Annotated in this window: 12 protein-coding genes; 6 read left to right on the top strand and 6 right to left on the bottom strand. The window is 73.0% G+C overall.

Annotated features, from left to right (window positions below; genetic code table 11):
* Positions 1–87: 87 nt before the first annotated feature.
* On the bottom strand, positions 88–1,752 hold the full coding sequence (betA, locus tag ACRWNP_RS11570; RefSeq protein ID WP_431961003.1) for a choline dehydrogenase: 1,665 nt from the start codon (positions 1,750–1,752) through the stop codon (positions 88–90).
* Positions 1,753–1,976: 224 nt separating this feature from the next.
* Between betA and ACRWNP_RS11565 the strand changes: the two genes are divergently transcribed.
* Positions 1,977–2,774, top strand: coding sequence for an IclR family transcriptional regulator (locus ACRWNP_RS11565; protein ID WP_431961002.1), 798 nt, complete (start codon positions 1,977–1,979; stop codon positions 2,772–2,774).
* Here ACRWNP_RS11565 and ACRWNP_RS11560 read toward each other — a convergent pair.
* From ACRWNP_RS11560 to ACRWNP_RS11550, 3 genes are all read right to left on the bottom strand, one after another.
* Positions 2,762–3,895: an aromatic ring-hydroxylating oxygenase subunit alpha gene (locus ACRWNP_RS11560; protein ID WP_431961001.1), complete on the bottom strand. Its 1,134-nt coding sequence runs from the start codon at positions 3,893–3,895 to the stop codon at positions 2,762–2,764. The genes ACRWNP_RS11565 and ACRWNP_RS11560 overlap by 13 nt on opposite strands.
* Positions 3,896–3,976: 81 nt before the next feature.
* Positions 3,977–5,146 (bottom strand): NAD(P)/FAD-dependent oxidoreductase, encoded by a 1,170-nt coding sequence (locus tag ACRWNP_RS11555; RefSeq protein WP_431961000.1) that lies wholly within the window; start codon positions 5,144–5,146, stop codon positions 3,977–3,979.
* Positions 5,143–5,505, bottom strand: coding sequence for a bifunctional 3-phenylpropionate/cinnamic acid dioxygenase ferredoxin subunit (locus ACRWNP_RS11550; protein ID WP_431960999.1), 363 nt, complete (start codon positions 5,503–5,505; stop codon positions 5,143–5,145). The genes ACRWNP_RS11555 and ACRWNP_RS11550 overlap by 4 nt, the downstream gene beginning before the upstream one ends.
* Positions 5,506–5,791: 286 nt before the next feature.
* On the opposite strand from ACRWNP_RS11550, the gene ACRWNP_RS11545 reads away from it, so the two are divergent.
* The 5 genes from ACRWNP_RS11545 to ACRWNP_RS11525 all read left to right on the top strand — a co-directional run bounded on the left by ACRWNP_RS11545 (position 5,792) and on the right by ACRWNP_RS11525 (position 10,672).
* Complete coding sequence (locus ACRWNP_RS11545; RefSeq protein ID WP_431960998.1) at positions 5,792–6,046, top strand: winged helix-turn-helix domain-containing protein; 255 nt, start codon at positions 5,792–5,794, stop codon at positions 6,044–6,046.
* On the top strand, positions 6,043–9,009 hold the full coding sequence (locus ACRWNP_RS11540) for a SpoIIE family protein phosphatase (RefSeq protein ID WP_431960997.1): 2,967 nt from the start codon (positions 6,043–6,045) through the stop codon (positions 9,007–9,009). The genes ACRWNP_RS11545 and ACRWNP_RS11540 overlap by 4 nt, the downstream gene beginning before the upstream one ends.
* Before the next feature lie 156 nt (positions 9,010–9,165).
* Positions 9,166–10,110 (top strand): D-2-hydroxyacid dehydrogenase family protein, encoded by a 945-nt coding sequence (locus tag ACRWNP_RS11535; RefSeq protein WP_431960996.1) that lies wholly within the window; start codon positions 9,166–9,168, stop codon positions 10,108–10,110.
* A 142-nt stretch (positions 10,111–10,252) separates the two neighbouring features.
* A complete protein-coding gene (locus ACRWNP_RS11530; protein WP_431960995.1) occupies positions 10,253–10,411 on the top strand; it encodes a hypothetical protein in 159 nt (52 codons plus the stop codon).
* 3 nt (positions 10,412–10,414) lie between these two features.
* The gene (locus ACRWNP_RS11525; RefSeq protein ID WP_431960994.1) at positions 10,415–10,672 is read left to right on the top strand and encodes a DUF4190 domain-containing protein; all 258 of its coding nucleotides are present in this window, start codon (positions 10,415–10,417) and stop codon (positions 10,670–10,672) included.
* Positions 10,673–10,742: 70 nt separating this feature from the next.
* On the opposite strand, the gene ACRWNP_RS11520 is transcribed toward ACRWNP_RS11525, so the two are convergent.
* Together ACRWNP_RS11520 and ACRWNP_RS11515 are read right to left on the bottom strand one after the other, a co-directional pair.
* Entirely contained in the window at positions 10,743–11,372 is a 630-nt protein-coding gene (locus ACRWNP_RS11520) for an MBL fold metallo-hydrolase (RefSeq protein ID WP_431960993.1), read from the bottom strand.
* Positions 11,372–12,457: an S-(hydroxymethyl)mycothiol dehydrogenase gene (locus ACRWNP_RS11515; protein ID WP_431960992.1), complete on the bottom strand. Its 1,086-nt coding sequence runs from the start codon at positions 12,455–12,457 to the stop codon at positions 11,372–11,374. Before ACRWNP_RS11515 ends, ACRWNP_RS11520 begins: the two co-directional genes overlap by 1 nt.
* Positions 12,458–12,554 lie beyond the last annotated feature (97 nt).

Here is a 12,554-nt window from a genome sequence, read left to right as displayed (position 1 = left end):
CACCCTGTCCGAACGCCCACCGGCCGTCAAGGGGTCGCACGGCGCGTACGGCATCTCTGGATCCGGTGAACGCCGCACCGGGCGAGGTCAGTTGGCGGCGGCGTCGCGGTGCCGGTAGTACTGCGCCTTCGAGGGCGGCAGCGGCTCCCGGCCGAGGATCAGATCGGCCGCCTTCTCGGCGATCATCATCACGGGCGCGTAGATGTTCCCGTTGGTCACGTAGGGCATCACGGACGCGTCGACCACGCGGAGCCCGTCCACACCGTGCACCCGCAGGCCGGCGGGGTCTACCACGGCCATCTCGTCGGTGCCCATCCTGCAGGTGCAGGACGGGTGGAGGGCGGTCTCGCCCTCCTTGGCCACCCACGCCAGGATCTCCTGGTCGGTCTCGACGCCAGGGCCGGGCGAGATCTCGCCGCCGTTGAAGGGGGCGAGCGCGGGCCGGCCGAGGATGTCGCGGGCGACACGTACCGCCTCGACCCACTCGCGGCGGTCCTGTTCGGTGGAGAGGTAGTTGAAGCGCAGCGCGGGCTTCTCGCGCGGGTCGGCGCTCCTGATCTTCACCGAGCCGCGCGCGTCGGAGTACATCGGCCCCACGTGCACCTGGTAGCCGTGGCCGCCGGCCGGGGCGGAGCCGTCGTAGCGCACCGCAATGGGCAGGAAGTGGAACATCAGGTTGGGGTAGTCCACGTCCTCGTTGCCGCGCACGAAGCCGCCGGCCTCGAAGTGGTTGGTGGCGGCGGGACCCTTGCGGAAGAGCCACTGCAGGCCGATGAACGGGTAGCGCCACTTGGCCAGGTACGGCTGCATGGAGACCGGCTGCGTGCAGGCGTACTGGACGTAGACCTCCAGGTGGTCCTGAAGGTTCTCGCCGACGCCGGGCAGGTCGTGGACGACGTCGATGCCGAGCGCGGCCAGTTCCGCCGCGTTGCCGACGCCCGACAGCTGCAGCAACTGGGGCGAGTTGATCGCGCCGCCGCAGAGGACCACCTCGCGGGCGCGCACCTGCCCGCGGGCGCCCCCGCGGCGTTCGTACTCCACGCCGACGGCCCGCTTGCCCTCGAACAGGACCCGGGTGACCAGGGTCCGGGTCCGCACCGTGAGGTTGGGACGCCGGCGCACGGGGTCCAGGTAGGCCCGGGCGGCGGAGAGCCGGCGGCCGCGGTGGACGTTGCGGTCGAAGGGCGCGAAGCCCTCCTGGCGGTAGCCGTTGACGTCGTCGGTGAGCGGGTGGCCCGCCTCCCGGACCGCCTTGAGGAAGGCGGGGAAGAGCGGGCTGGAGGCGGGACCGCGCTCCAGGACGAGCGGACCGTCGTGGCCACGGAACTCGTCGTCGGCATCGGCGGCGAGGCAGTTCTCCATGCGCTGGAAGTACGGCAGGCAGTGGGCGTAGTCCCACTGCTCCATGCCGGGGACCTGGGCCCAGCGCTCGTAGTCCATGGGGTTGCCGCGCTGGAAGATCATGCCGTTGATGCTGCTGGAGCCGCCGAGCACCTTGCCCCGGGCGTGGTAGATCCGCCGTCCGCCCATGTGGGGCTCGGGCTCCGACTCGTAGCCCCAGTCGTAGAAGCGGCTGCCGATGGGGAAGGTGAGCGCCGCCGGCATGTGGATGAACACGTCCCACGGATAGTCCGGACGGCCGGCCTCCAGCACCAGGACGCGGTTGCCGGGATCGGCGGAGAGCCGGTTCGCGAGGGCGCAGCCGGCGGATCCCCCACCGACGATGACGAAGTCGTACTGAACGGGAGCCATGTCAGCCTCGTCTCACTGGTCTCGCGTGTCTCGCCGGTCTCACCTGTCTCGCTGGTGTCGTTGGCGCGGTCGACGGGTGGACTGGCGCAGCATGCTAGTACGGTGCCGCTATGCGCACCAGGTTGCGAACCGCGCAACTTGCCACCGGGGTTTCGGTCTTGTTTCTCCCCGGGCTCCGTCCGCGGGACCCTCACGCCGTTGTTTACCGCGCGTATAGTTTCGCTGTGAGCAACCTCAGCGCGGATACCGAAACAAGCGGTGCGCAGCCGGGCGGAGTCCAGTCCGTCGACCGGGCCATCAGCGTGCTGGAGATCCTGGCGCGGCGCGGCGAGGCGGGCGTGAGCGAGGTGGCCGCCGAGATCGAGGTCCACAAGTCCACGGCGTTCCGGCTGCTCGGCGCGCTGGAGGCGCGCGGACTGGTGGAGCAGGCGGGCGAGCGCGGCAAGTACCGGCTGGGCTTCGGCATCGTACGGCTGGCCGGCGCGGTGACCGGCCGCATCGACATCACGCAGCAGGGCCGGCCGGTGTGCGAGCGGCTCGCCGAGGAGATCGGCGAGACCGTCAACATCGCCGTGATGGAGAAGCACTTCGCCATCAACCTGTATCAGGTGCGCGGACCGGCGGCGGTCACCGCGCACGACTGGGTGGGCCGGCTCACGCCGTTGCACGCGACCTCCAGCGGCAAGATCCTGCTCGCCCACCTTCCCGCGGCGCGGCGCGCGGAACTCCTCACCGAGGCGGGCCTGGAGAAGCTGACCCCGCACACCCTCACCTCGCGGACGAGGCTGGAGAAGAACCTCGCCGAGGCGAGGGAGCGCGGGTACGCCTGGACGCTGGAGGAACTGGAGATCGGACTGCACGCGATGGCCGCCCCGGTCCGCTCCCACGACGGCGAGGTCATCGCCGCCGTCAGCGCCTCCGGCCCCTCGTACCGCTTCACGCCGGAGCGCATGCACGAGCTCGCGCCGCTGCTGGTCGCCGGGGCCGCCGAGATCAGCCATCGCATGGGTTACCTGGGCTGAGGCGTGCCGAGGCGCTCGTGCACCCAGTCGTGGAAGCCGGCGATGTGGTGCTCGCTGGGGACCAGGACCCCGCCCTTGGCGTAGAGCCGGGAGCCCATCGCGGGCTGGCAGCGCTCGCAGGCCTCGAAGTCCTGGCGGTTGACCCGGTCGAAGAGCTCCACCGAGCGGCTGACGTCCTTGCCCGCGGTGACGACGTCCTCCAGGTAGAGCCAGTCGCACTCGACGACCGTGCGGTCGGCGGCGACCGGGTACATGCGGTGGAAGATCACGTGGTCGGGCACCAGGTTGACGAAGACCTGGGGCTTGATGGTGATCGCGTAGTAGCGCCGGTCCTGGGCCGCGGAGACCCCGGGTATGCGATCCAGTCCCGGCGAGCCGTCCACCGTGAAGCCCTGCACGTCCGCGGCGAACTCGGCGCCGTGGCCGACGTAGTACTGCGCGGCGTAGCCGTCGGCGAACTCCGGCAGCACCTCCGTCAGTTCGGGGTGGATCGTGGCGCAGTGGTAGCACTCCATGAAGTTCTCGACGATGAGCTTCCAGTTGGCCCTGACGTCGTAGACGATCCGCCGGCCGACCCTCAGGTCCTGGATGCCGTAGCGGTCCAGGGACTCCGCGTCCCCCAGGCGGGTGACGACCTCGCCGACCACCTGCTCCTCGAAGGAGGGCGGGTCCTCGGCCAGGCAGACCCAGACGTAGCCCAGCCATTCGCGGACGTGGACGGGGACGAGCCCGTACTCGGTGCGGCCAACGTCCGGCATCTTGGTGAGGTTGGGCGCCGCCACGAGCCTGCCGTCCAGGTCGTACGTCCAGGCGTGGTACGGGCATTGGAAAGCCCGCCTGACCTCGCCGGCCTTCTCGGTGAGCAGCCGGGCGCCCCGGTGCCGGCACACGTTGTAGAAGGCGCGCACCGCGTGGTCCCGGGACCGGGTCACCAGGACGCTCTCGCGGCCGACGTCCACCGCCTTGAAGGCGCCCGGCCTGCCGAGTTCGCAGGAGCGCGCCACACAGAACCACATCGCCTCGAAGATGCGCTCCTGCTCCTGGACGAAGATCCCGGGGTCCGTGTAGTAGGAGCCGGGGAGGGTGGCGATCAGGCTGTCCGGCAGACCGGTCGGGGTCACGGGCACTCCTTGCGAATGTTGTGTAATGAGCAACGGAGTGTGCACTGCGCAACTGCAGGATGTGGCGCCGGACCGGCGCTGTCAAGACGCCGCGGCGGCCAGCCGCTTGCGCCAACGGGTGAACGAGCGGGGCCGGTTCATCCCCAGTACGGCGACCGGCACCCCGCCCCTGCGGTAGACCGCGAGGACGTCGCGCTCCTCCGGGGCGCCCTCCTCGACGGCGACGGTGTCGGCCCCCTCGGCACGGCCCACGAACTGGATGCGCACGCCGTACTGGTCGGACCAGAAGTACGGCGGCCGCGGGGCCCGTGGCGCACCCGCACCGCCGGTCAGCAGCGCGGCGACGGCGACGGCCGGACGCTCCAGGGCGCCCGTCCAGTGCTCCACGCGGTGGTGCGTGCCGGCGGCCGGGTCGTACCAGGCGGCGCAGTCGCCGACGGCGACGACATCCGGCAGGCTCGTCCGCCCGTCCGTCCCGCAGCGGACACCGTCGCCGAGCCCGATCCCGGACCCGGCGAGCCAGTCCACGCAGGGGCGCGCCCCGATGCCGACGACCACCGTGTCCGCGGGCAGCCTGCGGCCGTCGGCCAGGAGCACGGCCGCCACCCGCCCGGCGCCGTCCGCCTCGGTCCCCCGCACCCCCGTGCCGCACAACAGCCGTACGCCGTGGTCGCCGTGGAGGCCCGAAACGACACCGCCCATGGTCTCGCCGAGCGGCCCCGACAGCGGGGTGGGCGCCGCCTCGACGACGGTGACGTCCAGGCCGAGGGCGTAGGCGGTCGAGGCGACCTCGGCCCCGACGAAGCCGCCGCCGATGACGACGAGCCGCCCACCGCGCGCCAGATCGGCGCGCAGCGCGCGGGCGTCGTCCAGGGTGCGCAGGGTGTGCACACCGGACCGTGCCGCAGCGCCGGGCAGCGTACGGGCCGCGGCCCCGGTGGCGATGACGACGCCGTCGGCGGTGACGGCGCGGCCGTCCGCGAGCCTGACGCCCCGTGCGCCCGGGTCGAGCGCCACGGCCCGGGCGCCCAGCAGCCATTCGGCCCCCAGGTCCTCGCCGTCCGCCTCCAGGCCCAGGGCCGCCTCGTCGGCCCGTCCGGCGAGGAACTCCTTGGACAGCGGTGGCCGGTCGTAGGGCCGGTGCGGTTCATCCCCCACGACCACCAGCCGACCGTCGTACCCCTGGGCGCGCAGCGCCCGCGCCGCCGACAGCCCCGCCAGCGAGGCGCCGACCACGAGGACCGCTCTCACCCGGCTCCCCCGGCGAGCCGGGTGGCCGCGCACGGCGGGGAGCCGGGGCCGGGGACCGACAGGCGTACGTGGATCACGCCGTCCTCGACCACGACCTCGTGCGTCCGCACGGGTCGCCTGGCCGGGGGCGCGTCCACCGCGCCCGTCCGCAGGTCGAACTTCGAGGCGTGCAGCGGGCACTCGACCTCGCACCCCTCCAGCCAGCCGTCCGCGAGCGACGCGTCCTGGTGGGTGCAGGTGTCGTCGACGGCGTAGAGCTCGCCCTCATCGGTGTGGAACACCGCGACGGGCGGGTCGGTTTCGAGCCGGAAAGCCTCGCCACGCGGGAGATCCGCGAGCCGGCACACGGGAATCATCATGACACCTCGGTGCGTATGGCGGAACTGATTGCGGTTGACGCAACATCAGTGTGGAGGTGCCCCCCACCCCTGTCAAGGCATCCCCCGCACCCCCGGACGCCCATCTGACGGGCGATCACCCGCCGCCCGCCGGGAGCCCGCCGGGAGCCCGCCGGGCGCGGGCTGCGCGCGGGCTGGGTCCAGCCGGACGCGGACACCCACGAGGTGTGGCGGCGCGGCGGGCCGGTCCAGGTCTCGGTGACCGAGTTCGCGCGCTGCTCCGCTTCCTGCTGGAGAACCCGGACCGGTGGCGTCCAAGGGCCAGACCCTCGACGCCGTGTGGAGCTGCGGCTTCCAGGGCGAGTCCGGGATCGTGGGGACCTGCGTCTCCTACCTGCGCCGCAAGCTCGGCGACACCGACCAGTCGCTCATCCGCACCGTGCGAGGGGGCGCGCCACCTGCTGAGAGCCGCCCAGGCCATCGATACGGCTTCGCGCTGACGGTGCCCGCGCCCGGCGCTATGTTGGCCTTCGGAGGAAGAGCCGAAGAGAAGAGGGCATGATCCCGAACGAAGCCGCCGCCCAGGAGCCTGAAGCGCCGCTCGAGCAGCCGGGAGCGGAGCGGCTCGGGCTGCTCCGGTCCTCGGGCGACGAACAGGGCGAGCGCGAGGCGCTGCGACTGGGGTTGCAACAGGCCGTGGCGGCGCTGAACGGCTTGGGCGGACTGGTCCACCTGCGCGGGCAGGAGGCCCGGGGCGGAGTGTCCCTGCGCCTGGCCGCGAGCAGTGGCCTGCCCCGGAACCTCACCCGGGGCTGGCTCTTCCTCCCCCCGCAGGACGGCACCGCGCCCGGGCGCGCGGCGACCGGCGGCGAACCGGTGTGGCTGCCCACGACGGAGACGACCCCCGGCCCGCTGCCCGGCAGGTCCGGACTCGCCTCCGTACCGCTCCCCGGCCCCGAGGACTCGCTCGGCGCGCTCTCGGTGGTGACCGCGAACGCCGCGCCACCGGGACCCGGCGAGTGGGAGCTGCTGGGCGAGATCGCCGCGTGGGTGTCGGAGCGGCTGGGCCGGACGGCGGCTGTCGAGTCGCGCGAGCGCTGGCGCCTGGCGGAGGGCGGCTCGGGCTCCCGGCCCCGGGAGACCCCTTCCGACGTGGGCATCGGCACCTGGGAGTGGAACGTCCGCACCGGCGAGGCCTACCTCGACGAGACCGCGCGCTCCGTCTTCGGGATGTCCCCGCAGATGTACGACGGGCGGCTGGAGACCTGGGTGGAACTGGTCCACCCCGAGGACCTTCCCTGGGTGATCGCCGACGCCGAGGAAGCCGCCCGCGCCGCCGGCGGCTTCGCCTGGGAGTACCGGGTCCGCCGGCCCGACGGGAGCTTCCGCTGGGTGCAGGCCCGCGGCCGCAGCGTGCTCGGCGAGGACGGCAAGGCCGTCCGGCTCGCCGGTGTGCTGTGGGACAGCACCGAGACCCGGGTCGCGATGGACGCCGTCGGCCGGGCCCTGCGCCACATGAGCGACGGTTTCCTGGCGGTCGACGACGACGGCCGCATAGCCTTCGCCAACCCCCAGGCGGAGCGGTTGCTCGGGGCGAGGCGGCCGCTGGTCGGCGAGGTGCTGTGGGGCCTGCCCGGGGTGCCCGGCTCGGGGCTCGAGAGGCACTGCAGGCGGGCGGCCGAGGGCGACGCGACCGTCAGCGTGGACGTCGAGTGGGACGGCGGCGAGCGCCGCTACCACCTGCGTGTCATGCCGGTGCCCGACGGCCTGACCCTCTACCTCACCGACGTCACCGAGCGCCGGCTGGCGGAGGAGGCCCGCGCCGAAGCCGCACGCGCCGCGGCCGACCGCGCCGCGCACATCGGCCGGCTCACCACCGCGCTCGCCGAGGCCGTCACCGTCAAGGACGTCGTCGCCGCGGTCGCCGACCGCGTGCTGCCGCTGTTCGACGCCACCGGGCTGATCATCAAGACGCTGGAGGGCGACCTGCTCCGGGTGGCCGGCTTCGTCGGCTACCCCCCGGGCCTGATGGAACGCCTCAGCCGGACCCGGCTCACCGAGGACAGCCCCGGCGCCGACGCCATCCGTGACCGCGTGCCCCGCTACATCACCTCCGCGAAGGAGTTCCGGGAGAGATACCCGCACCGGATCGCCTTCCAGGAGTGGTCCCAGAAACACGCCTGGGCCTTCCTCCCGCTGATCGTCTCCGGGAAGGCGGTCGGCTCCTGCGTCGTCTCCTTCTCCGAGCCGCGCCCGTTCAGCGAGGAGGAGCGCACCCTGCTGACCGCGCTCAGCGGACTGGTCGCCCAGGCCCTGGAGCGGGCCCGGCTGTACGACGCCGAGCACGGGCGGGCACAGGAGCTGCAGCGCGGCCTGCTGCCGCGTCTGCTGCCCGAACTGCCGGCGGTCAGCGCCGCGGCGCGCTATCTGCCCGCCGTCGAGGGGACGACGGTCGGCGGGGACTGGTACGACGTCATCCCGCTCTCCGCCGACCGGGTCGCGCTGGTCATCGGCGACGTGATGGGGCACGGGATCTCCGAGGCCGTGACGATGGGGCGGCTGCGCACCGCGGTGCACACGCTCGCCGGTCTCGAACTGTCCCCCGACGAACTGCTGGCGCACCTCAACGACCTGGTCAGCGACCTGGGGGACGACTTCTACGCGACCTGCCTGTACGCGGTGTACGACCCGGCCGGCCGCACTTGCACCTTCTCCCGGGCCGGGCACCCGCCGCCCGCGCTGGTGCTGCCCGACGGGACCGTCCACTTCGCCGGGCACTCGCCGGACGCCCCGCTGGGCGCGGCCACACCGCCGTTCGCGACCGTGGAGCTGGAGATCCCGGAGGGCAGTCTGCTGGTGCTCTACACCGACGGACTGGTCGAGTCCTCCCGCCGGGACATCGACACCGGCATGGCCGGGCTGGCCAAGGCCCTCACCGGCGCGCGGGCCGCGGCGCCCACTCGGCCCGCGGAGGGCCGCCGGGGCGAGGCCGAACGGCTCGGGAGGCTCTGCGACGAGGTGGCCGCGGCCCTCGACCCGCACCAGCAGCACGCCGGGGACGACGCGGCCCTGCTCATCGCCCGCACGCACGCCCTGGCGCCGGGTGACGTCGCCACCTGGTCCCTGCCCGAGGACCCGCTCGCCGCGGGCGAGGCGCGCGAGCACGTCCGCCGCCGACTGGACGCCTGGGGCCTGGACGAACTGGTCACCACGACCGAGCTGATCGCCAGCGAGCTGGTGGGCAACGTGGTGCGGCACGCCAAGGGCCCCATCAACCTGCGGCTGATCCGCAGCCGTACCCTCGTCTGCGAGGTGTCGGACGGCAGTCTGAGCACCCCGCGGATCCGGCACGCCGGCGACACCGACGAGGGCGGTCGCGGGCTGCAGCTGGTGGCCGCGCTGTGCCAGCGCTGGGGCACCCGCTACGTCCCCGGTGGCAAGTGCATCTGGACCGAGCAGGCGATGCCGGAGCGCTCGTGGCCTGGGGCGATCCCCAGCGCCGACTCTGATGGCGCTGTGATGTGACTTTGCTGCGCCGAGCGGGGCCACCGGCGCAGCCGGCGCCGCCTGCCGGGTGTCTCCCCGTGCCCACCCCTCGTTCGGTTCCGGCCGCTTCCGAGCAGATACTGGGACAGGCCCTGGACACACCCGTTCGACCGATCGAGCCGAGGAGCACGCACCATGCGCATCGCCGTCCTGGACGACTATCAGAAGGCTGCGCACCGGTTCGCCGACTGGGACGCGCTGGGAGCGAAGGTGGTCTTTTTCCACGATCACATCGCGGGCACGGCCGAGCTGGCCGAGGCGCTGGACGGCTTCGACGTGGTGGTCGCCATGCGCGAGCGCACGCCCTTCACCGAGGAGCGCTTCGCGGCGCTGCCGGCGCTGCGCCTGCTGGTGACCACCGGGATGGCGAACGCGTCCATCGACCTGGACGCCGCCCGTCGGCACGGTGTGACGGTGTGCGGCACGCAGAGCGTCCCGCACGCCACGGCCGAACTGACCTGGGGGCTCGTCCTGTCGCTGGTCCGGCACATCCCCGAGGAGACGGCCGGGATGCGGCACGGGAAGTGGCAGCACACGATCGGCGGGGACCTGCACGGCCGGACGCTCGGGGTGGTGGGGCTGGGCCGGCTGGGCGCGCGGGTCGCCGCGATCGGCGCCGCCTTCGGGATGCGCGTCCTGGCCTGGAGCGCCAATCTCGACCCGGAGCACGCCACCGCGTGCGGCGCACGGGCGGTCGGCAAGCGGGAGCTGTTCTCGCGGTCCGACGTCGTCACCGTGCACTACAAGCTCAGCGGGCGCAGCACCGGTCTGGTCGGCGCCGAGGAGCTGGGCTGGATGAAGCCCACGGCGCTGCTGGTCAACACCTCGCGCGGGCCGCTCGTCGACACCCCGGCGCTGGTCGCCGCGCTGCGCGAGCGCCGGATCGCCGGTGCGGCACTGGACGTGTACGACACCGAGCCGCTGCCCGCCGGGGACGTGCTGCGGACCCTGCCCGGCACACTGCTCACGCCGCACCTGGGCTACGTCACGGAGGCGACGTACGAGGTCTTCTACCGGCACGCGGTCGAGGACATCACGGCCTTCCGTGACGGCACACCGCTGCGGGTGCTCACGGCCTGAGCGGCGCGGCGTTTTCCGGCCGAACCGGCGTCCCGGCTCCCCGCGGGGCGCCGGTCCGCGTTTTCCGGGCCGGGTGGTGGGCAGAAGCTCCGTGTACAACTGTTCACTAAACGCCGGAATCGGAGCACAGGGAAGGACCGGCATGCTGTTCCTGGTGGTCGCACTGGCCCTGTTCGGGCTGCTGCTCGGACCGGTCGCGCATCTGCCGCTGCCCGTGAGCGTCGCCCTCGCCGCCGTCATCGTCGTGTGGCTCGCGCTGTACGCGGTGCGGCGGCGCGTGGCGCGCCGCAGGGAGGGGTGAGGGATGCCCGGGACACCCGCCGCGCCGCGCCGCGCGCACTCGGACGGCGTCGCGGCGGCGTCGTTCGTCCTCGGACTGGTGGGCCTGCTGGTCTTCAGCGTGGTCCTCGGCCCCGCCGCCCTGGCGCTGGGCTCGATGGCACTGTTCCAGGGCACCGCCCGCCGGGGACGGGCCGTACTGGGGCTCGCGCTCGGGGTGGCCGATCTGGTGGTGCTCGCGGTCGTGACCGCGGCCGACCACGCCTACGTGTGGTCGCTCTGACCGCCGCCGAACCGCGCGGGGACCGGAGCCGTCCGGCTCCGGTCCCCGCGGGCACGGCGGTCGCGAGGGCTCAGTGGCCGCGGGCGATCCACTCGTCCAGATGAGGGGCCTCGGCGCCGATGGTGGTGCTGTCGCCGTGGCCGGTACGTACGACGGTCTGCGGCGGCAGGGTCAGCAGCCGGTCGCGGATGGAGCCGATGATGGTCGGGAAGTCCGAGAAGGACCGCCCCGTGGCGCCCGGTCCGCCCTGGAAGAGGGTGTCGCCGGTGAAGACGGTGCCGAGGGCGGGCGCGTACAGGCAGACGGCCCCCGGCGCGTGGCCCGGGGTGTGCAGCACCGTGAGCTCGGTGCCGGCCACCGAGATGACCTGACCGTCCGTCAGCTCGCCGTCCGGGGACCGCTCGGGGTGGGTCTGCTTCCACAGCGGCAGGTCGTCGCCGTGCAGCAGGATGGGCGCGCCGGAGCGCGCCGCGAGCGCGGGCGCGGCGTCGATGTGGTCGTTGTGGGCGTGGGTGCTGACGATCGCGATCAGGCGGCGGCCGCCCAGCGCCTCGGCGATGGCTTCGGCGTCGTGGGCGGCGTCGACGACGATCGCCTCTGTGTCGTCGCCGACGATCCAGACGTTGTTGTCGACGTCCCAGGTGCCGCCGTCCAGCGAGAAGGTGCCCGAGGTGACGAGGTGGTCGATGCGTGCGGCCATCAGAAGACCACCACCGAGCGCAGCACGTCGCCGCGGTGCATCCGCTCGAAGGCCTTCTCCACCTCGTCCAGGGCGATGGTCTCGGTGACGAAGGTGTCCAGGTCCAGCCGGCCCTGCTGGTGGAGGTCGATGAGCATGGGGAAGTCACGGGAGGGCAGGCAGTCGCCGTACCAGGAGGACTTCAGCGCGCCGCCGCGGCCGAACACGTCCAGCAGCGGGAGTTCCAGCTTCATCTCGGGCGTGGGCACACCGACCAGCACGACGGTCCCGGCCAGGTCGCGGGCGTAGAAGGCCTGCTTGTACGTCTCGGGACGGCCGACCGCGTCGATGACGACGTCGGCGCCGAAGCCGCCGGTGAGCTCGCGGATGGCCTCGACGGGGTCGGTCTCCTTGGAGTTCACGGTGTGCGTGGCACCAAGCTTCTTCGCCGTCTCCAGCTTCCGGCCGTCGATGTCCACGGCAATGATCTTCGCGGCGCCCGCGAGCCGGGAGCCCGCGATCGCGGCGCCGCCGACGCCGCCGACGCCGATGACGGCGACGGAGTCGCCGCGGCCGACCTGGCCGGTGTTGATGGCCGCGCCGAGACCGGCCATGACGCCGCAGCCCAGCAGCCCGGCCACGGCCGGGGAGACGGCCGGGTCCACCTTGGTGCACTGGCCGGCGTGGACGAGGGTCTTCTCGGCGAAGGCGCCGATGCCGAGGGCCGGGGAGAGCTCGGTGCCCCCGAGCAGTGTCATCTTCTGCTCGGCGTTGTGGGTGTTGAAGCAGTACCACGGGCGGCCGCGCAGACAGGCACGGCACTGACCGCACACCGCACGCCAGTTGAGGACGACGAAGTCCCCGGGGGCGACGTCGGTGACGCCCTCGCCGACCGACTCCACGACGCCGGCCGCCTCGTGGCCGAGCAGGAACGGGAAGTCGTCGCTGATGCCGCCCTCGCGGTAGTGCAGGTCGGTGTGGCAGACCCCGCAGGCCTGGATCCGCACCAGCGCCTCCCCCGGCCCCGGGTCGGGCACGACGATCGTTTCCAGGCTGACGGGGGAACCCTTCTCCCGGGCGACGACGGCACGGACCTGGTGAGCCATGGGGCACTCCTCGGCTGGTTGTCGTTTCTCATTACGGCACATTCCGCACGTAACGCAACGCAAGCATTGACGACGGCCGACAGAGCGGTCAAGAACC

This window comes from Actinacidiphila sp. bgisy160 (assembly GCF_965342435.1).
Classification (GTDB): domain Bacteria; phylum Actinomycetota; class Actinomycetes; order Streptomycetales; family Streptomycetaceae; genus Actinacidiphila.
This window is presented reverse-complemented; position numbering and strand designations above follow the sequence as displayed.